This is a genomic window from Caldalkalibacillus mannanilyticus JCM 10596 (assembly GCF_000615945.1).
In the GTDB taxonomy this organism is placed as follows: Bacteria; Bacillota; Bacilli; order Caldalkalibacillales; family JCM-10596; genus Bacillus_AT; species Bacillus_AT mannanilyticus.
In genome coordinates this window covers 18,888-41,160 of sequence record NZ_BAMO01000045.1, presented here as the reverse complement: position 1 = coordinate 41,160, position 22,273 = coordinate 18,888, and the positions used below count along the sequence as shown (strand labels likewise).

At 40.7% G+C, this 22,273-nt stretch carries 20 protein-coding genes and 2 pseudogenes; 9 read left to right on the top strand and 13 right to left on the bottom strand.

Translation table 11 applies throughout. The features are described from left to right. The 7 genes and pseudogenes from JCM10596_RS30925 to JCM10596_RS20165 all read right to left on the bottom strand — a co-directional run. Positions 1-891 (bottom strand): annotated as a pseudogene (locus JCM10596_RS30925) (TRAP transporter permease); the annotation flags it as partial. A 10-nt stretch (positions 892-901) separates the two neighbouring features. Beyond that, complete coding sequence (locus JCM10596_RS30920) at positions 902-1,837, bottom strand: TRAP transporter permease (RefSeq protein WP_267879720.1); 936 nt, start codon at positions 1,835-1,837, stop codon at positions 902-904. A 5-nt stretch (positions 1,838-1,842) separates the two neighbouring features. Further along, complete coding sequence (locus tag JCM10596_RS28265; protein WP_081792121.1) at positions 1,843-2,358, bottom strand: DUF1850 domain-containing protein; 516 nt, start codon at positions 2,356-2,358, stop codon at positions 1,843-1,845. A 4-nt stretch (positions 2,359-2,362) separates the two neighbouring features. Next, positions 2,363-3,358, bottom strand: coding sequence for a TAXI family TRAP transporter solute-binding subunit (locus tag JCM10596_RS20175; protein WP_025028656.1), 996 nt, complete (start codon positions 3,356-3,358; stop codon positions 2,363-2,365). A gap of 200 nt (positions 3,359-3,558) precedes the next feature. Next, the gene (locus JCM10596_RS31520) at positions 3,559-3,822 is read right to left on the bottom strand and encodes a helix-turn-helix domain-containing protein (protein ID WP_369345674.1); all 264 of its coding nucleotides are present in this window, start codon (positions 3,820-3,822) and stop codon (positions 3,559-3,561) included. Next, the gene (locus tag JCM10596_RS26695; protein ID WP_369345673.1) at positions 3,809-4,933 is read right to left on the bottom strand and encodes a sigma-54-dependent transcriptional regulator; all 1,125 of its coding nucleotides are present in this window, start codon (positions 4,931-4,933) and stop codon (positions 3,809-3,811) included. Before JCM10596_RS26695 ends, JCM10596_RS31520 begins: the two co-directional genes overlap by 14 nt. Beyond that, positions 4,908-7,046 (bottom strand): transporter substrate-binding domain-containing protein, encoded by a 2,139-nt coding sequence (locus JCM10596_RS20165; protein WP_025028655.1) that lies wholly within the window; start codon positions 7,044-7,046, stop codon positions 4,908-4,910. The genes JCM10596_RS26695 and JCM10596_RS20165 overlap by 26 nt, the downstream gene beginning before the upstream one ends. 248 nt (positions 7,047-7,294) lie before the next feature. Between JCM10596_RS20165 and JCM10596_RS20160 the strand changes: the two genes are divergently transcribed. Genes JCM10596_RS20160 through JCM10596_RS20145 form a run of 4 tightly spaced genes read left to right on the top strand, consistent with a single transcriptional unit; the run spans position 7,295 to position 12,137 of the window. Continuing rightward, on the top strand, positions 7,295-8,962 hold the full coding sequence (locus tag JCM10596_RS20160) for a DUF6583 family protein (RefSeq protein ID WP_025028654.1): 1,668 nt from the start codon (positions 7,295-7,297) through the stop codon (positions 8,960-8,962). 24 nt (positions 8,963-8,986) lie between these two features. Beyond that, positions 8,987-10,198, top strand: a complete 1,212-nt coding sequence (locus JCM10596_RS20155; RefSeq protein ID WP_234410580.1) for an ABC transporter permease — start codon at positions 8,987-8,989, stop codon at positions 10,196-10,198. Continuing rightward, complete coding sequence (locus JCM10596_RS20150; RefSeq protein ID WP_081792120.1) at positions 10,195-11,415, top strand: ABC transporter permease; 1,221 nt, start codon at positions 10,195-10,197, stop codon at positions 11,413-11,415. The genes JCM10596_RS20155 and JCM10596_RS20150 overlap by 4 nt, the downstream gene beginning before the upstream one ends. After that, positions 11,412-12,137: an ABC transporter ATP-binding protein gene (locus JCM10596_RS20145; RefSeq protein ID WP_025028651.1), complete on the top strand. Its 726-nt coding sequence runs from the start codon at positions 11,412-11,414 to the stop codon at positions 12,135-12,137. Before JCM10596_RS20150 ends, JCM10596_RS20145 begins: the two co-directional genes overlap by 4 nt. A gap of 297 nt (positions 12,138-12,434) precedes the next feature. Here JCM10596_RS20145 and JCM10596_RS20140 read toward each other — a convergent pair whose 3' ends face one another. Continuing rightward, positions 12,435-12,812: a hypothetical protein gene (locus JCM10596_RS20140; RefSeq protein ID WP_025028650.1), complete on the bottom strand. Its 378-nt coding sequence runs from the start codon at positions 12,810-12,812 to the stop codon at positions 12,435-12,437. 336 nt (positions 12,813-13,148) lie between these two features. On the opposite strand from JCM10596_RS20140, the gene cspD reads away from it, so the two are divergent. The 5 genes and pseudogenes from cspD (at position 13,149) to JCM10596_RS20115 (ending at position 16,769) form a co-directional block, all read left to right on the top strand. Then, the gene (gene cspD, locus JCM10596_RS20135) at positions 13,149-13,349 is read left to right on the top strand and encodes a cold-shock protein CspD (protein ID WP_025028649.1); all 201 of its coding nucleotides are present in this window, start codon (positions 13,149-13,151) and stop codon (positions 13,347-13,349) included. 198 nt (positions 13,350-13,547) lie between these two features. Beyond that, positions 13,548-14,279: a GntR family transcriptional regulator gene (locus JCM10596_RS20130; protein WP_025028648.1), complete on the top strand. Its 732-nt coding sequence runs from the start codon at positions 13,548-13,550 to the stop codon at positions 14,277-14,279. Positions 14,280-14,495: 216 nt separating this feature from the next. Further along, a pseudogene (locus tag JCM10596_RS26690) lies at positions 14,496-15,709 on the top strand (NupC/NupG family nucleoside CNT transporter). 26 nt (positions 15,710-15,735) lie between these two features. After that, on the top strand, positions 15,736-15,903 hold the full coding sequence (locus tag JCM10596_RS26685) for a DUF1427 family protein (protein ID WP_034681854.1): 168 nt from the start codon (positions 15,736-15,738) through the stop codon (positions 15,901-15,903). 32 nt (positions 15,904-15,935) lie between these two features. Beyond that, entirely contained in the window at positions 15,936-16,769 is an 834-nt protein-coding gene (locus tag JCM10596_RS20115; RefSeq protein ID WP_025028647.1) for a purine-nucleoside phosphorylase, read from the top strand. A 373-nt stretch (positions 16,770-17,142) separates the two neighbouring features. On the opposite strand, the gene JCM10596_RS30510 is transcribed toward JCM10596_RS20115, so the two are convergent. The 5 genes from JCM10596_RS30510 to JCM10596_RS30915 form a co-directional block, all read right to left on the bottom strand. After that, positions 17,143-17,991 (bottom strand): putative bifunctional diguanylate cyclase/phosphodiesterase, encoded by an 849-nt coding sequence (locus JCM10596_RS30510; protein ID WP_234410578.1) that lies wholly within the window; start codon positions 17,989-17,991, stop codon positions 17,143-17,145. Beyond that, a complete protein-coding gene (locus JCM10596_RS30505; RefSeq protein ID WP_234410577.1) occupies positions 17,910-19,157 on the bottom strand; it encodes an MHYT domain-containing protein in 1,248 nt (415 codons plus the stop codon). Before JCM10596_RS30505 ends, JCM10596_RS30510 begins: the two co-directional genes overlap by 82 nt. 262 nt (positions 19,158-19,419) lie before the next feature. Beyond that, positions 19,420-20,367 carry a nucleotidyltransferase domain-containing protein gene (locus JCM10596_RS26675; RefSeq protein ID WP_025028646.1) on the bottom strand — a complete coding sequence of 316 codons (948 nt, stop codon included), beginning with the start codon at positions 20,365-20,367 and terminating at the stop codon, positions 19,420-19,422. Between the two features lie 106 nt (positions 20,368-20,473). Then, positions 20,474-21,841, bottom strand: coding sequence for an ABC transporter ATP-binding protein (locus JCM10596_RS30500; RefSeq protein ID WP_267879719.1), 1,368 nt, complete (start codon positions 21,839-21,841; stop codon positions 20,474-20,476). Next, a complete protein-coding gene (locus JCM10596_RS30915) occupies positions 21,832-22,260 on the bottom strand; it encodes an ABC transporter transmembrane domain-containing protein (RefSeq protein WP_267879718.1) in 429 nt (142 codons plus the stop codon). The genes JCM10596_RS30500 and JCM10596_RS30915 overlap by 10 nt, the downstream gene beginning before the upstream one ends. Positions 22,261-22,273: the final 13 nt, after the last annotated feature.

Below are 22,273 nucleotides of genomic sequence, written 5' to 3'. Positions count from 1 at the left end.
CAATGATCCGAACGAATAGATTCATGCTCTTAAATAAATAGCCCTCGACAGCCGCTCCAAGCATCATAACTCCTGTAACAGAGGTGATCACCACTAGTATGGCTTCGGCCCATGTCGTATTGATAAGAAGCAAGGAGCTGTGATAAACAAACATAAAAGGCACAATAAATCCTGCAATGGCTAACTTCATGGAGCTAAAGCCTGTCTTCATTGGATCTCCCCCTGAAATCCCAGCGGCAGCAAAGGAAGCTAAGGCGACCGGCGGGGTAATATTGGCGAAGATTCCAAAATAGAAAACAAAGAGATGGGCGACAAATGGGGCGATTCCAAGCTCAACGAGGGCTGGTGCTGCCATAGTTGCTGTAATAATGTAGGTTGGAATACTGGGTAAGCCCATCCCTAATACAATGCAAGCCACCATGGTAAATAGGAGCGTTAAGAAGAGATGATCTCCCCTAATGTAATAATGCCATTGGCTAGCTTGAGTCCAAATCCAGTGAGCGTGGCGACACCAACAATAATCCCCACAGCGGCACAGGCAATAGCGACACCTACGGAGGTTCTTGCGCCCATTTCAAGTGCTTCGATGATGTCTTTCATGCTCATTCTAGTCGTCTGACGGAGCATGGCAACGGCTACAGTGACAAGAATTGTGAGGAAAGCAGAATAGATAATGGTTTTATTTGTGAAAAAAAGCATATAGACCAAGAACAATAAAGGCAGCAGCAAGTGTCCGCGTTCTCTCATGACTTGCCCGACACGCGGGATTTCTGAGCGTTTCATTCCTTGTAAGCCATCTTTAGAGGCACGTAGATGAACCTGTGTGAGAACACCGACGTAATACAGCAGAGCAGGTACTAAGGCGGCGAGAGCGATCTGGGAGTAAGGCATTCCTAAGATTTCAGCCATGATGAATGCGGCGGCTCATGATAGGAGGGAGAATTTGTCCTCCTACAGAGGCGGACGCTTCGACCGCCCCGGCAAAATTCTTTTGATAGCCGATTTTTTTCATTAGCGGGATGGTAAAGGCTCCCGTAGTGACGACATTAGCGACAGCCGCTCCATTAATACTTCCCAGAAAGCCGCTGGCAATGACTGCCACCTTAGCGGGACCACCTTTGGTATGTCCTGCTAGTGCCAGCGACAAATCGTTAAAGAACTGTCCCATGCCAGACTTGGCTAAAAAAGCGCCAAATAAAATAAAGAGAAAGATATAGGTAGCAGATACTCCGATAGCCGTTCCGTAGATCCCTTCTGTTGTGGTCAGTAAAAAGTTAGCAACATGATTCCAATCATAGCCTCGATGGCGGAAAAGCCCTGGTAAATCTCGCCCAAATAGAGCGTATAGGAGGAACAGAGTGGCTAGTATCGGCAATGCCCAGCCTGTGACACGTCTTGCTGCTTCAAGAACAAGAATGATCAAGAGAGTGGCAATCACTACATCCGTTTGATTGGGAAGCCCTCCACGTTGAATGATGTTCCCATAATCGACAAAAATATAAATCGTAGTGGATAGAGCGACGAAAGCCAGAAGAGCATCGTACCAAGGGAGTCTTCTTCTGCTTGCCTTTTTTAAGGCAGGATATAATAAAAAGATTAGAGCTAAGACTACCGCAACATGAAGGGAGCGGTGCTTTAAGGTAACAGGTGCACTAAAATACGATGTATATAAATGATAGAGAGATAGTCCCACGGCGATGAGAGTCACTAATAAAGCCATCCACCGCTGATCAAAAACACGAAATCTTGATTCATGATCGTATTTCTCCAGAATCTCTACTTGTTCAGAGGATAATGCATCTGTATTTGAAATTGTTTCTTTTCTTTCTTGTTTCATTTTGCTCACCTCTTTTCAATACACATTTCTATGGGGTGATGATGGGGCAGGTCATGCGGTGCCATTATCCTTTCTCCATTGATGGAGATGGAGAACTCCGCCTGTTGAGAATGAATCCACCGGTAATGCGGCAGGATGTGAGAGAAACCTGTAATCACGGTATAGCCGTCTTCTGTATGCATGTCCTCACTAAGGGCGAGATGGGGAACTCCAGCTCCAAAAGATTGAAATCTTGTTTCAATGAGCTGTAGTTGCCCTTCATGGGTCACCTCAAATATTTCAGACCAGGGTGTTTTTTCTACAGAATGAATCCACGCAACCTCAATGCGATCTCCTCGCTCGATGTCTATCTGGTTATATATTTCAGCGGTCTTTTGATGTTGAATGATGAGCTTCTGCCCAGAGTGATGGGCAGAAGCTTGTAGGAAAAAGCCGAGCAAAGCGATGGCAAGAAGTAAGAGCAAAGCAAAGCCATAGAGATAGACTCTCTGTGAGAACATGGTGGATGTCACGTTCCTCATGGCATTATTTCATAGCTCCCACTTCTTTATAGTATTTCTCTGCTCCTGGATGCCATGGCACAACCATTCCTTCGGTGACGGTGTCCAAGGAAATATCTGTAGCGGCATGATGAGAGCTATGAATTTGATTTACGTTTTCAAACAACAGCTTGGTCATTTGATAGACCACTTCTTCAGATAGGTCTTTGTTGACTAGCAGCAGGTTTTGAATACTTGCTGTAGGAATATCTTCTTCATTTCCGTAGGTTCCCGCTGGAATAACATTGGCTGAAAAGAAAGGATATAATTCTTGTAGCTTTTCCATTCCAGCTCCCTCTACAGGTACAATAACGACATCCTGAGTGGTTTGTAGGTCAATGACGGTTGAGTTTGGGACCCCGCTTGTCACAAAAGCGGCATCGATCATTCCGTTTTTGATTTGATCAATGGCTTCACTGTAGGAAAGATAATCCTCTTGGATGTCTTCATAGTTCATTCCATGGGCTTCAAACATCATACGTGCGTTAAGCTCAACCCCAGAATTGGGTGCTCCCACTCCGACTCGTTTTCCTCTTAAATCCTCAAATGTTTTGATTCCCGATGCTTTGGTGGTGACAATTTGGACATAGTTAGGATAAAGTCCAGCCAAACCGCGTAATTCCTCCATCGGTTCTTTCCCTTCAAAGGCACCAAAGCCTTGGTAGGCTTGTAATACTGTATCTGCCATTGTAATGGCTAACTCAGCGTTATTCGTCGCTAATAGGTTTACATTTTCTACAGAGGCACCCGTGGCTTGTACTGAGGTGCCAATACCTAGCTCTTTCTCATAGAGGCTGGCAAGGGCTCCTCCAATGGGGTAGTAGACACCAGAGGTTCCTCCCGTAGCGATTGTCACGAATAAATCATCTTGAGCTTTTGTGCTTTCTCCTTGGGATTGTTCCGTGGTGGTACTGCTGCAAGCTGTAAGCACCATGCCAAGAGTAAATAAAAGTACAAGTAATCCTAGCCCTGTTTTTTTCATTTTAGACCCCTCCAAATTTGAGTTTTTTGATTTTTCATAGATCTATTCGCAAAATATATGCCAACTCTATTTTTTTCCTATGGCTAGGCTACACAATCGGAAGCGCATACATTTTTACCGAGAAAGCATGATGAGCATAGAATGCCAAAAGGAAAAAAAGAGCGGAAAAAACTTCCGCATCGGCAGGTTTTTCCGCTTTCTCATTCTTCGATCGTTCCTTTGTATAACTTAAGCTTTTCCCGCAGCCCTCGTTCACTGATTCCAAGGACCTCTGCTGTTTTTCGCCGATGTCCCTGGTATTGTGCGAGCGTAGCGAGAATAACCTTTCTTTCAACCTCTTTTAACGGCAAGCCGACGAGCTGTTGAATAGAAGCTTCTAGATTCTCTGGGTTGAGAGAAAGTGTGGTTTCCTGTTTTACTTCCTTGGATAGGTCTTCTAATCTAATATATTCAGAATCGGACATTACCATCTGATTCGATTAGGTTAGCGAGCTCTCGAATATTGCCTGGGTAATCATAGTTCTGCAAGCATTCTAATGCCTGAGGGGAGAAGCCTTTCACGTTTTTGCCCAGCTCTTGATTGTATTTATGAATAAAATGATGCATTAAAAAAGGAATATCTTTTTTCCTCTCTCTAAGAGGGGGTAATTGAATCTCCACAACGTTCAAGCGAAAAAATAAATCACTGCGAAATTCCCCCAGTTTTACGGCTTGCTTTAGGTCGCGGTTGGTCGCAGCAATCACTCGCACATCTAGCTTGATGGTTTGATCTGAGCCAACGGGAGTGATCTCCTTTTGTTGAAGGACACGCAGGAGCTTGGCTTGTAAGGAAACAGACATATCGCCAATTTCATCTAAAAAAATGGTTCCTTGGTTAGCTAAAAGAAACTTTCCTTCTCGACGAGATGTTGCCCCAGTGAAAGCTCCTTTTTCATGACCAAATAATTCGCTTTCTAGCAATGTTTCCGGAATGGCTGCGCAGTTGACCACTTCAAAATGCTCTTTCTTTCTTTTGCCGGAAAAATGGATGCCTCTTGCCACTAATTCTTTTCCCGTCCCGCTTTCGCCTGTAATTAGGACATTGGTGTCAATATCCTTCAGCTTATCTATGAGCTGAAAGACATGCTTCATCACAGGTGTTTTACCAATCATTCCTTGGTAGCCGTACTTTTTTTCGAGCTCTTGACTTAGAAACTCCACTTGTTGATTTAGTTTCTGTACATGTAGGGCTTGTCCCAGAAGAGTCAATAGCTCCTCTATATGAAGGGGCTTGGTAAGATAGGAATAGGCTCCTTTTTTTATGGCTTCTACGGAGGATGAGATGCTTCCATAGGCAGTCATGATGATGACAATGAGCTCAGGCTGATGCCTTTTTAATTCGGTTAGTACCTCTAAACCATCGATTTTTCCTATTTTTAAATCTAGTAAGCAAATATCAAAGCTTTGTTGCTTGACCCACTCCATTCCTTCAAAAGGGTCAGTGGTACTCTGTACAAGGAATTCATCTTCTAGGGCAAATGCTAAGGAAGAACAAATAGCCGCTTCATCATCAATAATTAATAGATTCTTGGTCATTTTCTTTGCCATCCTTTCTAAAAGATAAGATCATGGTTGTTCCCACTCCTTCTTCACTTTCGATGTGTAGGGTCCCTCCATTTTCATGAATAAATTGGTGAGAGATCGCCAACCCGAGTCCAGTTCCTTGGGCTTTGGTCGTATAGAACGGCTCCATCACTTTTTTTAGCTGAGTCTTACTCATCCCCGCCCCTTTATCTTGAAGCTGGATGAACACTCTATTGCCATCAGTTGTTCCCTCAGACCATGCATGGATAAAGATATCGCTTTCATTTTTGGGCGAGTCAAGAGGAGAGGGTGGATCATCCTTGACCTTCTCTTCTAAGGCTTCAATAGAATTTAAAAAGAGATTGATCATGATCTGCTTCAGCTGATTGGAATCTGCTTTGATGAACAAGGGTGTTTCTAGCTTAGTTTCAATCGAAAAGCCTTTGTGTTCTGCTAATCGCTCGAAGAGGATAATTGTTGACTCAATTAGTTCGGTCACATTAATCAGCTCTTTGCTCATGCTTTTGGGCTTGGCATAATTCATCAGCTCTTCAATCAACTGATTAAGACGTTCGATTTCTTTAGGTACATGGGTCGTGATTTCTTGTTGGAATCTAGCACTGTGAATTTTACTAGGAATCAGCTCAACAAATGTTTTTATAGAGGTGAGAGGGTTTCGTATTTCATGAGCAAGTCCGGCAACAAGCTGGATTAATGCTTGGCTTTTTTCTTGTTCAAATAGCTGTTCTCTTACTTTTTTTTCATCTGTCATATCTTCAAAGGATAGAATGGTTCCAATCATTTGATTCTGATAATCATAGAGAGGATAGACATAGTAACGCAAAAAACGCTCCTCTTTTTCTATCTTCAAGGTTGCTTCTCCATGAAACTGTTTCCCCAGCTTCATCACCTCGTCAAGCTTGCTTGATAGAAGGTGGGATAGAATGGGGATGCTATGATACATGCTTCCTACTGGATTGCCTTCTATATTTCCTAGAGTCATAGCTTTCGTATTGATGGAGGTAATTTCGCCATGGCGGTCAAAGGTTACAATTCCTCTAGGGCTGCTATCTAGAATTTGTTCTTTTAATTGTTGGCTGTTTTTGGTTTCTTGAACTTGCCTGGTCAAGGAATGATTGAGTAAGAGAAGAGCCTCCGTTTTCTTATCTACTTGCTTTTTGAGCTGTCGATTCCAGCGGAGTCCGATGAAGAAGAGACCAGAGGCAGCGGCTCCAACAAGGATAAAAAGCTGTATTGTTTGTTCCAAGCGTTTACGCAATGTACTGCTTTCATCCTGAAACCATTGATCATATAACTGCTTGTAGGAGCCATTGACCATGGTGGTTTGAAGCCCGCGATTCAGAGCTTGCAGAAGCAAAGGATTCTGCTGGTCAACCGCCAAGGTGTATTCTAGAGGTAAAACATAACGCTCAATAAATAGGTACTGATCCTCTAAACCTTGCTTCTGTAAAAAATACTCTGCTGTTTTCCTGCTTCCAACAAACGCATCCGCTCGTCCCATGGTTAAGAGGCGCAGTGCTTCCTCCTGATTTGAAGTAATATGATACTTAATTCTACGTATATTTTGTAGAAAGTCGTATTCCAGGGTATCTCTCTGCATGGCGACAACCCGTTCTGAAAGATCGGACAGACTCTTGATGTCTGTTTCTTCTTTGGGAATAAGCATAATGATGGAGGAGGTGAAAAAACGTTCGGAAAACTCCATTCCTTCATAGAAATGGGCTTTATAGTGAACACCTAATATCACATCGATGCTTCCTTGCTCCAAGGCTGTAACAGAATCGCTCAGTGTCATAGGAACCCAGTGGATTTGCAGTCCTTCTGCTTCGGCAATGACTTGCATCAGATCCATATTAAAGCCGCGGTACTCCTGACCTTCAAGAAACTGAAACGGAGGTAAGTGAGGATCAAATGCTACTCGGATGGAAGAGAAGAATCCTCTTTCGCTTTCTAGTGCAGCATAGAAGTCAGTTTTTTGTTCTGCTTGGACTAGTGAGTTCGCGATCGGTGTGCCAGCAGATAGCAAGAACAGAATGTGTACAAATAGAAGAAGAGAGAAAAGCAGCCTTACTTTCTTTGTGCCCCCCGGTCTGAACAAAAACATAGGATCCCCTCCTCATTTCCACTTTTCATTCATCATAGCGCACTTATTCTATCTAGGCTAGACGACAATATTTTTCAGCTGATTGTAGAAAAATGTTTGAAATTTACCAATGAAGTAGAAAAAAGGTTATTTTTGTCGAAAAAGAAGTAGGAAAACAGTTCTTTTTGTCGAATAAATGTTAGTAGGAGGAACAAGGACGTTGATCATGTCCTTGTTTCTATTTTCTATTACAATCAAGGAGGAACAGAATGAATCAAACATCATTAGAAACTGGAGAAGGTATACAGAGCAAGAGAAACAAGAGTAAGCTGTGGATTGTGATCGCAGGACTGGTGACGCTTTTAATAGGGGGAGCAGTCACGTACGCTTTCTTTCTTAGCAACACTCCCAAAGGGACTTATTTCCTTGCAGAGTATACGACAATGAAAGAAACAAGTAAGGAATGGAAAGAAAAATATGGCGAGCAGTTTGAGTTTCAAGAGGCTATTTTAAAGCAACCCTCGTTAACGGAATTGCGGTTAAAAGGAAATTTTGAGTCAGAGATCATGAATTCGGAAATGAACATGATTCAAGACTTGTTGAAGCAAGCAAGTTTAGTGATCAAAGCCGAACAGGACCCTGTAAAAGAAGTGAGCAACAGCCTAATCTCTTTAGAAGTGGGAGGCACGAGTGCCTTTGATCTTGAATTTTATCAATCACCTGAACAATATAAATTGTATCTGCCTATGCTATACGACAAATATTTCTATATGAATTCAGATCAATTCGGTGAATTGATGAGAAAAGGAGACCCCTCGTATGATGGTCCAGATACCCTTCAAACGACTTTAAAGTGGGATGATTTGAAGCTGTCGGTTCAGGAGCAAGAGGATTTGTCGAAGCGTTATAATACCTTTTTTATGAGTCAATTAAAGGATGAGTACTTTTATTTAACGAAGGATGTCAGCTATGAATATCAAGGAGAAACGCTGAAGCTACGAGAAGTGGCTCTGAAGCTTTCGCCTACAGAAACGCAGGAGTTCTTAAATAGCTTCATCGATCAGCTCATTGAGGATGTCGAGCTGCAACAGATGATTGCGACTCGTATCAAGTTTTTAGCAGAAGCAGGGGCATTTAAAGGAGAGTTTGCGCCAGCAGAAGATTTAACGGATGAAGCTATGGTGAAGGAAAAAATACTCGAAGGATTACAGGAGGCAAAAGAAGCAATGAGTCAGCTTCAGTTTACTCAAGGCTTTGAATCTGTCTTATTAATTGATAAGAAGAATCGCATTGTGGATCGTAGTGTAAGTGTTGAACTAGCTAGTGAAGAGGAAGAGCCGGTTCGCTTCTTAGTTGCCACAAAAAATATTTCCAAGGAAAACATCACAAATAAAGAGTTTATCGTGGAGCTGAAACCTCTGGATCAAAGTGGAGACAGATTAGCTTTTGAACTAACAGAATCCACAGAAAAGCAGAAGGAAGGAAGCACAGAGAATCTACAAGTCAATTTTGTCTTTGAGCTAGACGGGATGACGGAGTTTGATGCAGGTTTACAACTGAATTCGACCTTCAAAGGAACAGCAGCTAAACATGAGGTGGATCGAGACTTCTCCTTCTCATTATCTGGTACAGAAGTTGATCATCTTCCCCAGATTAGTGGTAGTATTAAGGAGGAACAGGATATTAGTCTAAAAGACAAATATGCCAAGCAAGTATATGATATTGAGCTGAATGTAGAAGGGATGCCTATGGCGCTTTTCTTCACGCTTGATTCACAAGTGTTTCTAAAGGATCAAATAGAGGTTCCTTCTCTATCTTCTGCTCCACAAGAGGGCTTGAATGTCGTCGAGCTTACACAATTTGATATGTTTAGTATTGTAATGCAAATGCAAGAAAGCTTAGCCGGCGTGTTAGAAGGACTTGGTCTAGGCGAATAGTAGCAGGTGAATATAGTGAAAAATATGCTGTGGGTTGTTTGGTTTCAACTAAAAATGATGGTACAAAATTGGAAGATGGGTCTGGTGCTATTGATCGCACCAGTCCTCTTTGTCATTGGCTTGGGAATTGTCGCAAACCAGCTCGTTTCTGAGGAAGCGCGTGTACAATTGTTTAAAGTGGCTGTCGTAGACCAGGATGACACGTTGGAAACCAAGTTTGTCATTCAACAGCTTGTACAAAGCAAGCATCTGAGCAGCTTAATAGATACCATTCAAACAGATGAAGCCCATGCTTGGCAGCTCATGCAGGAGAATCAAATTGCCGCTATGATCATTCTTCCTCAAGGCTTTAGCCGTGAGGTGAAAAGAGGTAACAACACCCCTGTAGAGGTGATTGGTAATCAGAGGCAGCCTCTCCAGTCCATTTTGGTCAGGTACCTGATGGAAAGTGCCGCTCATTTTACCTCCGCAGCACAGAGTGGGATCAATACGATTACCTATTTTTTAAGAGAAGAAAATGTATCAATAGAGGAGCGCCAAGAAGAATTTAGAAAAAGTATCGTTCGTTTTTCCTTGCATACTCTAGGGCGAGGAGATATCTATGATGTGCAGGTGAAAGAAAGTGTTTTTCAGAAGGATCTTCTTCAATATTATCTTCTTTCCTGTTATTTGCTTCTTATGATGATTTGGAGCTACGGCATTCTTTTCTTGACCCAGGAGCAGAAAAACTTGTCCCTCCGTCAACGCCTTCTTTCTAGGGGGATTACGGACGTGCAAGTGAGCTTAGCTCAGTTGATGAGTGCTGTTACTCTACTGCTGCCAATTACAATCGGACTTGCCCTATTACTAAGCTACTGGGATGTAGAAGTGGATTCGCCTAGCCATATGATTGCGGGACTAGCTGTGGTGAATGGTGTCTTTGTTTCCTTTTTTATCATGCTTCAGACTGTATTTAAAAGTGACAGAATCTATCAATGGATAAGCGTAGTGACCATGATGCTAGGTGTGATAGCCGGAGGGCATCTTCTGCCTCGTGTCTATTTTCCCGCATGGTTAGAGAAGCTGGGAGAGTATATGATCAATACGTGGGCTTTGCAGCTCGTTTTTTCGATCTTTGGACAGGCAGAGGAGCAGGATGCCTTTCTAGCTTATAACGTACTAGTAGGAATCCTTCTTGGCTGTATCTTGTTGATTTGTCTAGCACATCATTGGCAAAAAAGAAGGTGGAAGACATGATGGGTAGAATCGTGACAAGTAGACTTCTTCAACTCATCAAAAAACCGTGGTATTTGCTTTTCATTTGTTTTCTCCCTATCTGCGCGACCCTTCTCTTGGGGGCTATAGTAGATAAAGGACAAAAAGAAATAGCCATTCCCGTGGCTATTGTCGATGAGGATCAAAGTGAATTTTCGGCATTAGTGATCAGTCGAGTGCAGGAAAGGAGCTTCCTTCGCCTTGAATATGTTTCTTCAGCGGAGGCAGAACGCCTCCTATTAACCAATAAAGTAGATAGCGTCTTTCTGATTAAGGAAGGCTTTCAAGAGCAGCTCTTAGCAGAAAAAAGAGAGAAGACAATAGAAGTTTGGGTAGCTCCTTCCACCATGGCGGTAGGGATTTTACGAGAAATGATCGCCGGAGAGGTACTCAGGCTAACAAGTAATATCAAGGCAGCAGAAGAGGTTGTCGCCTTGTTTAAAGAAAAAAAGATAGCAATGGAAGATCCTCATTTCGTCTGGAGTGAAGCCTTTGCTTATACAGAACAGCAATGGGAGCCAGAACCGCTCATGACGATCGATTTTCATGAAGCTAGCACAGAGGAAATACGAGGTACGGAGAGAGGACAAGAAGAAAGAATGCTGGAAGAGAGCATACAAGAAAAAATAACCGAAGTAGAAGCGAACGGTTATTATCAACCTTATCTAGGGTTATGGACATTCTTTACCATGTTAATGATTTTCTTTACAGCCGATTGGGTGATCAGGGAACGCCCTATTTTGTTTTCACGTATTCAAACAACCTATCTTTCTTTGCCTTCCTATGTAGGGCAAAGCAGTATGGTGTATCTCTTGCTTCACACGGGTCAAGCTCTGATTGCTTTCTATCTATTGCGGCACTTACAATTAGGAGGGTCTAGCCTCGAACTGCTTAGTATGATGGTGCTCTATGTTTGGGTTTGTGTTGGTTTAAGCTACTTTTTGGTAAGTTGTGTAGGAGCGTTGGGGCATTATTATCTGATTGTTTTTTTGCTCACGTTTTGTCTAGGGATTGTAGGGGGAAGCTTCTTTCCTATCCAAGAATTGTTCCCATCGATAGCCGACGTTGCGAGGTGGCTGCCACAAGGGCTGGTACTCCATAATCAACATGCTGAAAGCTTCCTACAAGCTATAGCTTTACTTGGGTTAAGCATAGTCTTATGGGGAGTAGGCATTCAAAAAATGAGGGGTCAAACATGATTACAATAGAAAATGTAACGAAATCATATGGGAAGAAAAAAATTCTGCGTAACGTGACACTAACTATCGATAAGGGAGAAGTGTACGGATTATTAGGTCCCAATGGGGCGGGGAAATCTACTCTCTTATCCATTTTATCTACACTAACACAGCCAACTTCGGGGACTGTTTCGATTCAGGGTTATCACCTTGGAAAACAAAACAAGCAAGTACGAGAAATCATTGGCTATGTCCCTCAAGATCTGGCGTTGTGGGAAAAAATGACGGTACAAGAAAACATGAGGTTTTGGAGCAAGTTTGGCAAAAAAAGTGTGGCGGATAAACGGTTATTGGACTTGTGCAAGGCTGTTCAGCTAGAAGAGAAATGGACAGAAAAAGTGTCCAAATTATCCGGTGGGATGAAGCGGAAATTAAATATAGCGGTCGCTTTGATTCATGATCCTGACGTACTTCTGATGGATGAGCCTACTGTGGGAATTGATTTTCAATCGAAGTTTGAAATTAACCAATACATCAAACAGCTGACAAAGCAGGGGAAGACGATTGTCTACACAACACATGATATGAATGAGATTATGTATTTGTGTGACCGTATTGGGGTGTTGAAAGAGGGCAGATTATCTTTTTCAGGGTCGATAGAGCAGATCCGAGAAGAGGCTAAGGCATCAGGTTTGTCGGATGCTAATGATGAGGACCTGCTGTATCGTCTTATTGCTGATTAGAAGAGTGTTCCATCTGTAAAAAATGATCGTGAAATTCATACCGTATTGTTTGGGTTTCATTTGTCTGAGGGTCTTTTTTAAACTCTGCTACTAGAGTGTCATTTTCTAGCCAAACAGCTCCTGCCCCAAGCAGCTTATTTAGATTGGCTACCTTGAACTGAGTTCCATCCCATTTATAGAGAAGTGCTTCAATAGGAGCACCATACGTGCTGATATATTCTATTTTTCCGTCAGCATCTATATCAAGCGGGTGAATGACACTTCCTCCTGCCTCTAAATAGATGAGAGGTTTTCCATCTAGGATGTGATAGTAGGAGAGTGTGGATCTCCAATCACTCCTAATAAATAAACGTTTCCTGCATCGTTTACATATGTAGCAAATAAATCATTCTCCATTCCTTCTTCTTTAGAAGTATGGATCAATATTTTCCCAAGGGGCAACTCTTTTTCCAATAAAACTTGGTCGATCTCACCTTCGTTTTCCTTTGGTTCTATGGGGGCTATTTTGTTATAAGTGAGAGCTACTTTTTCGGGAGGGATCTGATTCTCTTCTTGGATGCTAGGATTTTGCTGTGTCTGCTCTTGATTGTTACTAGAGCTGCTTTCTATACTTGTACAGCCTGCTAAGATCATGGTGGTTAAGAGAAGAATATAAGGTATTATTTTGGTTTTCATTGTAGCCCCCTTTGTATCCTTTTGATATTTTTCGTTAAATACAGAATGACTTCCATATAAAGTAATAGTACATGCTTCTTTCTCAAAAAACAATGGATGTTATATTTTCAAAAACGGGTATTTACTAAGCATAAGTTTTCAAAAAAAAAATTGCATAAAGGGGTTGCGCTTTGGAAATAACTGTGATAAGATAATAACAAATGATCAAATTGAAACCGAAATTCGCATGTTGAAAAAGGTGACATTTTTGAGATGCTACTTTTTTCAATGTGTGAATTTTTTTTTTAGAGTGAAAAATGATCATGTTAATTTAATTTAATTTTGGAGGTAACAAAAATGCAAAACGGTACAGTAAAATGGTTCAATGCAGAAAAAGGATTTGGATTTATCGAGGTTGAAGGTGGAAGCGATGTATTCGTTCACTTTAGCGCAATCACTGGAGACGGATTCAAGTCTTTAGACGAAGGCCAACGCGTTCAATTCAACGTTGTTGAAGGAAACCGTGGTCCTCAAGCTGAGAACGTAGTTAAATTATAGGATGAAAAAAGAGACCGTCTCAACATGTCGCTATTTGCGATTTGTTGAGGGGGTCTTTTTTTGCTATCTCAATGCTTCAGCTAAAAAAAATTGATATAGAAAGAGGATTTATAGCGAGTTAAAATGTCTTGAATGTTAGTGCTGGAGAATGTAGAATTATATTTTGAAAGTGCTATCATTTTGAGGGGGAATCGTGTGATGTCCATGGAGCTGACGAATAGATCAAGATATCTTGTCATAATAGATAAAATAAAACAAGATATTGAACAAGGTATATTGCAACAAGGGGAACAATTGCCTTCGGAATACAATCTAGCTAAGACGTTGGGGGTAAGCCGAACGACGTTAAGAGAAGCGCTTCGAATCCTAGAAGAAGAGAACATTGTTATTAGAAGGCACGGAATAGGGACTTTTATTAATAAGAAACCTATTTTTCATAGTGGTATTGAAGAGCTAACAAGTGTGACGGATATGATTATTAAAGAAGGTAAAAAACCAGGAACCAGTTTGCTATTTTCAGATTATGCAGAACCTATTGACGAAGATCGTAAAGAACTGAAGCTAGGTTCGAAGGAATTGGTGTATCTTGTTAAGAGGGTAAGAACGGCAGATGATAAGCCCATGGTATACTGTATTGATAAAATTCCTTCTAGTCTTATTCCACCAGGTTCGAAGCTAACGACAGAGTCGATTTTTTCCTTTATTGAAGATACGGCATCTGTGTCTATTAGTTATGCAACAGCTGTGATTGAAACGATCGGATACCATGATGAAATTTCAGAAATATTAGAATGTGAGCAAGGAACCCCATTGCTTGTCTTAAAACAGACCCATTATGACCTGAACGATCAACCTGTTTTATATTCGATCAATTTCTTCCGTGCGGACACGTTTAGTTTTAGTGTGTTTAGAAAAAGAGTGAAATTATGAGGAAAGTTGTGAACACAATTTCTTATTTTCTTCACATAAGTAAGGGTTTACAACTCTAAAAAATGATTTATAATAAAAGTAGTTGTTGGACGTCTAACATGATAAGTGAAAAATTAAAATCTATTGATCCATATGCTGTGATTTTTTTTGCTATAAGAGGTTGGACGTCTGACAATATATACAGCTAAGCTTTTACTATGGATAGAGAGGTGACTTATGAATATTATTTGGGGAATTATTGGAATTTTTACTGTATTTTTAATTGCTTTTTGTTTATCTAGTAATAGAAAAGTAATCAATCTTCGCACGATTTTAGGTGGCTTAGCCATTCAAGTTACATTTGCCCTTATTGTTCTGAAATGGGAAATGGGAAGAGCTGCTTTAGCTAAGTTGTCATTGGGTGTACAGAAGATCATTGACTACACTGGTGATGGAGTAAGCTTTTTATTCGGTCCCTTAGCGAATATTGAAAATACGGGATTTATTTTTGCTATCCAAGTTTTAAGTGTTATCATCTTTTTTTCTTCCCTTATTTCTGTGCTTTACTATTTAGGAATTATGCAGCTGTTGATTCGTTTCCTTGGAGGAGCACTCTCTAAGTTGCTTGGGACAAGCAAAGCGGAGTCGATGTCTGCTGCAGCCAATATTTTTGTTGGTCAAACAGAAGCACCGCTTGTTGTTAAACCTTATTTAGGAAAGATGACTCAATCTGAGTTGTTCGCTGTGATGACAGGAGGTCTTGCTTCTGTAGCGGGCTCTGTACTAATAGGGTATTCATTAATGGGAATTCCATTAGAATACTTATTAGCGGCAAGCTTTATGGCGGCTCCAGCAGGCTTAATCATGGCTAAGATTATAGTGCCCGAAACGGAAAAATCTGAAACCCTTAATGAGATTAAGCTTGAGAGAGATAAGAGCGTGACGAATGTTATTGATGCGGCAGCACATGGCGCTGCTGATGGATTAAAATTAGCCCTTAATGTAGGAGCCATGCTTCTCGCGTTTATTGCCTTAATTGCTTTGGTTAATGGAATATTAGGCGGTATTGGGGGATGGTTGGAAATGAAAATCTATCTCTAGAGGGAATATTAGGAATCTTATTTGCCCCTCTTGCTTTTGCCGTTGGGGTTCCGTGGGCAGAAGCGACGACAGCAGGAAGCTATATTGGACAGAAGCTCGTATTAAATGAGTTTGTTGCTTATGCAGCATTTGCACCACAAATTGCTGAGTTATCTGAAAAGACCGTTGTTGTGGTTAGCTTTGCTCTTTGCGGATTTGCCAACTTAGGTTCATTAGCTGTCTTGATTGGTGGTTTGGGTGGTCTTGCACCGGAACGCAGAGCAGATATTGCTAAATTAGGTATTCGTGCTGTACTGGCTGGAATGCTTGCTTCATTATTAAGCGCCTCCATAGCAGGGATGCTGTTCTAGATAAATAAATTCAAAGGAGAATGGAAATGAAAGAATTAGTGTTAAGTGTGTTAGCAGGATTAATTATTGGTATTGTATTCAAATTGTTACGATTGCCACTACCAGCTCCACCAGTATTAGCGGGTGTGTTGGGTGTGTTTGGGGTCTATTTAGGTGGAGTTGTGTATGAGTGGTTTATCAAGACCATTTCATAAATGAATAGATTTTAGATAGGAGGAAAGTGGAGATGAAAGAAGCAGTAGAACAAGCGACAGCTTATATTAAAGAGAGGCTGAATCAAAAACCTCAGCTTGGCATTATTTTGGGTTCAGGATTAGGGGTCTTTGCTGAAGAGATTCAAAATCCTGTGGTCGTTCCCTACGGAGAAATTCCTAACTTTCCAGTATCAACAGTTGAGGGACATGCTGGTCAGTTTGTGATTGGGACTCTTCAGGGAGTAGAAGTTATTGCTATGCAAGGGCGCTTTCACTATTACGAAGGCTATTCATTAGATAAGGTTACCTTTCCCGTTCGTGTGATGAAGGAGCTCGGTATTGAGTATTTAATGGTTACGAATGCAGCAGGAGGAGTGAACACGAGCTTGCAGCCAGGGGATCTCATGTTAATTACGGATCATATTAACAATGCTGGAGCAAATCCGTTAATCGGACCGAATGATTCGAGTGTAGGTGTGCGCTTTCCAGACATGTCAGAAGCTTATGACCTGGAGCTTAGGTCACGTGCCTTGCGTGTAGCAGATAGGCTGGGCATTGCCTTGAAGGAAGGAGTCTATGTCTGGAATACAGGTCCTTCTTATGAAACACCAGCAGAAATTAGAGCGATTCGTTTCTTAGGAGGAGATGCGGTTGGGATGTCTACCGTTCCTGAGGTGATTATCGCTCGTCATGCAGGCATTAGGGTTCTAGGGATCTCTTGTATCTCTAATATGGCGGCAGGGATTGTTGATCAGCCGTTAACCCATGAGGAAGTAATCGAAACGACAGAACAGGCAAAAGAAACCTTCATCACTCTCATCAAAGAAATGATCAGTGAACTGAGCCAGATGAATGGTACAAAATAAAAAATGAAGAGTGATCCTCCTTAAAGGAAAGGAGGATCACTCTTTTGCTTTATAAAAACATCTACAAGAAAAAATAAATAATACAAAATAAATGGAAAAAACATGAATCTCCAAGTCGCTTCATAACGTATATATAGTTATGAAAGAAAAAAATAGAGGAGGACGGTTCTATCAACTACTTATTGTATTGGAGGATTTTTGTTCTTGTCGTTTTACATGTTTTGCTGTTCGCAGAAATCATTAGCTTTCAAGTATACACATCATTTATAGCGGGGTTTGTAATATTTTATGGGCTACCATGGTTATTTAAAAGGCTTAAATCTCGCTTATTTTAAACAATAGACTTGGCATACTGACTGCCAAGTCTATTGTTTTATTCGTTTTGATTCAGTGGACGATCTTGTTGAGCAATTTCTTCTGGAGGAACGGGTTTAGCATAATAAAAACCTTGCATAATGGTACATCCTCTGGAGGTCAGGAAATCAATTTGTTCCTTCGTTTCTACTCCTTCAGCGACGACTTCCATATTTAAGCTCTTGGCAATCATAATAATATTACTAATAATGGCTTGTTTAGAAGGGTGCATACTTTTTCGTATAAAGGATTTATCGATCTTAAGAATATCAATCGGCATCTCATCTAGGTTTCCTAAAGAAGAGAACCCAGTGCCGAAATCATCTAGAGAAACCTTCACTCCTAGCTCTCTAATTCTTTGTAGTTGGCTAATGGTGTTTTCCATATCATTCATGGCAATAGATTCTGTCACTTCTAGTTCTAAAAAGATGGGATTTAAACCAGAGAGATCAAGAGATTTTTTGACCACTTGAAAGAGGGTTTGGTTTTCAAAGACACGTACAGACATATTCACAGATACGGTTACTTGAGCAACGTTTTGCTCATGCCACAATTGGTTTTGCTTGCAGACCTCTTCAATCACCCAATGTGTAATCGGGACGATCAAACCCGTTTCTTCAGCAATGGGAATAAATTCTATGGGGGATATGGTCCCGAGCTTAGGGTGGTTCCATCTAAGCAGAGCTTCCATTCCAACCATTTGATTTGTACTTGAATTCCATTTTGTCTGATAAACAATAGCAAATTCTTGATGTTCCAATGCTTTTCTTAAATCCTTTTCCAGCTCTAAGCGACGGACTTGTTCAAGTCCCATCTCTTCATTAAAGACAGAAGCTTTATTTTTCCCTTCATTTTTCGCATGGTACATGGCTGTATCTGCCATTTCATGAGAGAAGAACGATCGAATCCATGAATAGGAGCTAAGCTAATGCCAATGCTTGCTGTGACATATAATTCATGATCCTCAATATAACAAGGCTTTTTGATTTCATGTAAGATACGGTCGGCAAGTAATACGGCTGTTTTTTCATCTCCATCAGGTGAAGCGATAAGAAATTCATCGCCGCCTAAGCGAAAGACTTTATCTTTCTCTCCGATACAATTCCTGAGCCTTTTAGCGATTTGTTGAATCAGCATATCCCCCACGTCATGTCCGAGGGTATCATTAATGGTTTTAAAACGATCAATATCAATGAATAAAATAGCTCCTGATTCCGTAAGATTAAATTGAAGATCAAAATATTGGACAAGTCCATAGCGATTAGGTAAGTCCGTCAGATAGTCATAAAAGGCCATGCGTTCTAAGATGTGATGGTCAAAGAACACGGCGATTAAGGAGATGAATAAGATAAGAAAGGTCACAATGGATACACTAGCGATAAGCGAAAAGTTGTACTCGTTTAGATGGCTTTCTACATGAATGTCTCCATGAAGATGAAAAGAAGATGCTGCCATTCCAGTATAATGCATCCCACCAATAGCTAGTCCCATTAAAACAGAGCAGAATAGTTTCCATAAATGATATTGAGGCTTATTCCGAAATCTGCGAAACAAATAAAGAGCAGAATAGGAGGTGAGCATGGCGATTAGAATCGAAACTGCCAAGAGTAGGGGGTCATGAGAAAGGGTAGCCGCTGATTGAATAGCAGCCATTCCTGAATAGTGCATGATGACGATTCCGCTTCCCATCACCATACCTCCCAACCCTATTCTCCACTTGCTGGGCTGTTGGTCAGAAGTGACTAGAAAGGCAATTAAAGAAGCGATCACGCTTGCTATGGCTGATAAAGCGGTCATGGTTGGATCGTAATAAACGGGAATAGCTATATGCGTAGCAAGCATGCCAATAAAATGCATAGACCATACACCACAACCCATCACACAAGAACCGGACAAAAGCCAGAGGATTTTCGTTTTTCCAGTCGAATTACTAATCTTTCCTGCTAGATTTAAAGCAGAAAAAGAGGATATCACGGCAATAACAAATGATAGAGCAACTAACCACAAGTTGTACTGAATCTCTAAATGTGTCATATGATAACCTCTTCGTAGTTTGTAATATTGTTAATTCTAGTATAACTGACAAGGACTGTATAGGAAAGTAAAAAAACGACAATAATCGACTTTTTTCGCAATAGTAAGAAAAGCTTCTACCGAAGCCCTATCGAGGAGGTCGTTTAGTCCTTCTTTAGAGGAAGCTTTTCATGCTTATTCAGTTAAAAAAGACTTATTTAGTAGAGGAAGCATCCTCCAAAAATAAGTCTCATGTTCTATATAGGTGTTCAGATTTTTAACTCTATTCAATTTTTTTCCTTAGGAATCTATTTGCTCTAAGGAAGATCAGGTAAAGCCCAGTAAAACGGTGTTTCAGTGTATCAAAGTCGCCAAAGTCATATAATAGAGAATGAAAATAAGATGTAAAGACCTTTGCATTTGCTTTTTTAATCGTATCTTCATGCCACCAGAGCGTTGATTTCTGCTCGAAAGGAAGGGGCTTTACTTCATGTAGAAAAGGAAATAAGGAATATTGAATAGATAATGTTCTCGCCAATCTCGTATAGGTTTTATGCTGCTTTGTTTCTTCTACTAATTTGGTATAATCCAACCTATCTCCAAGAACATCAATCAGCTGCATAATGTCTAAAAAATACTTTAAGGAAATCATTTTGCTTCTCCAACCATGGAGATATATTAAATAGAAGGTATGGTAATCTGATAAAGTTTTTACATACGAATATTCTTTATAAGGTTCTGCCTGCTCCCAGAAAGAATGAATATTGAGATCTGAGGTTCCTTCCTTCAGCAAATTCCAGTGGAGTTCAATCGTAAGTGGCAATGGTGAACCAGGTAAAAACTTACTGAAGCACTGATGGAAGTGGAGAGGCTTGAGCTCTTCTTCTATGGTATATCCCAGCTCGCGAATACAGGCACTTGCTCGTTCCATATCTTGACTATGGACCAACAGATCTATATCTGATGTTCCTCTTGCGCTTAGGTGGCCAAAATACTTCTCAGCAAAGGTCACACCTTTTAATGGAATCACTTCGATTTCCTCTTGTTCAAAAACTTTCAGAATATGTTCTGTTTGACTTTTAATATAGATGCTCTGAAACAGTGCTTCTTGACACTTTTTCTTGAGTTCTTGTTGAAAAAAGAGAGGTGTTTGCTGTAGTAACCCCCTTTCCTTAAGCAAATGATACACCTGCGAATGGATGGAGGATCGTTCAACATCGTCAAGTATCATTATATAATCTTCATCCCTATTGGGAAGGATGATGGAGAATAATATAGGGCTTCAATGAATTGGATGATCACGTAAATTCTCCTTCCTTATCGAGAACAGCAACACGTTACATATTGACGATAAAGGTATTGTCTTGATCTTTTTGTCTACGGTTTAAATCACGGTATAGTCCGTCAACAGAAATCAGGTCATGATGTGTACCTGTTTGTACGATTCTTCCTTGATCCATGACAACGATCATATCAGCATGTTGGATTGTCGATAATCGATGAGCAATAATCAATGTTGTGCGATCCTTCATCAGGCGCTCTAGTGCTTCTTGTACTTGATGTTCTGTTTCGCTGTCTAATGCTGAAGTAGCTTCATCCAATAATAAAATGGGTGCGTCCTTGAGCAGTGCACGAGCGATAGCCATGCGCTGTTTTTGTCCTCCAGATAAGCGAACACCGCGTTCTCCAATTTCTGTATCATACTGATCAGGAAGAGACATGATGAAGGAATGGATATTAGCATGAATAGCAGAGCGAATCATTTCCTCCTCGGTCACATCAGGTCGTGCGATCAATAAGTTTTCTCTAATGCTACCACTAAATAGGAAGGTTTCTTGATGAACGTAGGCAATAGAGCTTCTAAGTGTTGAAGTAGAGAGCTGATCAATGGGTGTATCATCGATCAAAATCCTTCCTTCTTGAGGTGTATAAAAGCCTTGCAGCAGGTTAAGAAGCGTTGTTTTCCCTGCACCGCTAGGTCCCACTATGGCAATAACCTTGCCTGAGGGGATCAAAAGATTCACTTGCTGAATAAGCTGAGTATCTACATCATAGCTAAACGTAATATTGTCAAATTCAATGGATTTGGTAGCTAAATCCTTTGGAACATAGGCAGGTAAGTCAGGGGACTCAGGCGAAAGGTCGAGTACATCTGAGATTCGTTCTACTGCGGATAGAGAGCGCTGTAGACTGCCCCATAAACCGGCTAACCCTGTTAATGGATAGATAAGATGGCTCATTAGATTAATGAAAATAAGTAAAGAGCCTATGGTCAAAAGGTCGTTGGTTACAAAATAAGCTCCTACAGAAAGACAAGCGATGAAAGAGATGGAGCCTGCTGCTTCACTTCCGGTTTGAAACCAGCCATTTAGATTGGCATTTTTCTTCTCTAAATTGTAGAGCTCTTGATTATGCTCAGCATATTTTTTATGCAGTCGTTTTTCCATAGTAAAGGAGCGAATGACATGGAAGCCTTGAAAGCTTTCTGTTAGAAACCCATTCATTCGACCGGTTAGATTGAGAATAAGTCGGCTGTTTTTGCGCAAAAGTAAGCCAAACACCCCGCCAGACAATAGAGCAAAGGGAATAATGGTTAGACATAGTAGGGTTAAAGTCAAATTAATATAGGACATATAAATAAAAACAGCAATAAAAATTAAAGGAAGTCGAATAAATTGAATAAGACTAGAACCAATTAATCCCAATATACTATTGATGTCATTGGTAAAATGAGTGACCAATTCACCGGAGCGAAGGGTGTTTGCTGTTTTGTCGGCAAACGCAGGATATGATTAAATAAATCGACTCTCAGATCCTTTTTTACCGCATTTTCGGTAATGGCTCTCAGATAGATTCCAGCATAAGAAGAGGTTAGGCTAAGCAGCAGTAAGACAATACCCAAGGGAACCAGCCAATTTAGGCTCTGAAAGTCAGTCTGAATGGCAGCATCCGTAATTTGTCCCAGAAACCAAGCAAAAGCTAAGGTCAGAAAAATATCAAGCGATAAAAAGAAAAAAAGCCCTAAATAAGCCTTTCGATATTTTATAATGTACGGTCTTAACATCGAAAAGGATTTACGGATATCACCTAATATAAAAAAGTTTTTGACAATGAAATGCTTCATTTTATTTAGTCCT

Coding starts and splice junctions, on each gene's coding strand:
- JCM10596_RS30920 (WP_267879720.1), bottom strand. CDS start 1,837: ATGAAACAAGAAAGAAAAGAAACAATTTCAAATACAGATGCATTATCC.
- JCM10596_RS30505 (WP_234410577.1), bottom strand. CDS start 19,157: ATGACACATTTAGAGATTCAGTACAACTTGTGGTTAGTTGCTCTATCA.
- JCM10596_RS20160 (WP_025028654.1), top strand. CDS start 7,295: ATGAATCAAACATCATTAGAAACTGGAGAAGGTATACAGAGCAAGAGA.
- JCM10596_RS31520 (WP_369345674.1), bottom strand. CDS start 3,822: ATGTCCGATTCTGAATATATTAGATTAGAAGACCTATCCAAGGAAGTA.
- JCM10596_RS20155 (WP_234410580.1), top strand. CDS start 8,987: ATGCTGTGGGTTGTTTGGTTTCAACTAAAAATGATGGTACAAAATTGG.
- JCM10596_RS26685 (WP_034681854.1), top strand. CDS start 15,736: ATGAAAGAATTAGTGTTAAGTGTGTTAGCAGGATTAATTATTGGTATT.
- JCM10596_RS26695 (WP_369345673.1), bottom strand. CDS start 4,933: ATGACCAAGAATCTATTAATTATTGATGATGAAGCGGCTATTTGTTCT.
- JCM10596_RS20145 (WP_025028651.1), top strand. CDS start 11,412: ATGATTACAATAGAAAATGTAACGAAATCATATGGGAAGAAAAAAATT.
- JCM10596_RS26675 (WP_025028646.1), bottom strand. CDS start 20,367: ATGATACTTGACGATGTTGAACGATCCTCCATCCATTCGCAGGTGTAT.
- JCM10596_RS20165 (WP_025028655.1), bottom strand. CDS start 7,046: ATGTTTTTGTTCAGACCGGGGGGCACAAAGAAAGTAAGGCTGCTTTTC.
- JCM10596_RS20115 (WP_025028647.1), top strand. CDS start 15,936: ATGAAAGAAGCAGTAGAACAAGCGACAGCTTATATTAAAGAGAGGCTG.
- JCM10596_RS20130 (WP_025028648.1), top strand. CDS start 13,548: ATGTCCATGGAGCTGACGAATAGATCAAGATATCTTGTCATAATAGAT.
- JCM10596_RS20175 (WP_025028656.1), bottom strand. CDS start 3,358: ATGAAAAAAACAGGGCTAGGATTACTTGTACTTTTATTTACTCTTGGC.
- cspD (WP_025028649.1), top strand. CDS start 13,149: ATGCAAAACGGTACAGTAAAATGGTTCAATGCAGAAAAAGGATTTGGA.
- JCM10596_RS30915 (WP_267879718.1), bottom strand. CDS start 22,260: ATGAAGCATTTCATTGTCAAAAACTTTTTTATATTAGGTGATATCCGT.
- JCM10596_RS28265 (WP_081792121.1), bottom strand. CDS start 2,358: ATGAGGAACGTGACATCCACCATGTTCTCACAGAGAGTCTATCTCTAT.
- JCM10596_RS20150 (WP_081792120.1), top strand. CDS start 10,195: ATGATGGGTAGAATCGTGACAAGTAGACTTCTTCAACTCATCAAAAAA.
- JCM10596_RS20140 (WP_025028650.1), bottom strand. CDS start 12,812: ATGAAAACCAAAATAATACCTTATATTCTTCTCTTAACCACCATGATC.
- JCM10596_RS30510 (WP_234410578.1), bottom strand. CDS start 17,991: ATGTACCATGCGAAAAATGAAGGGAAAAATAAAGCTTCTGTCTTTAAT.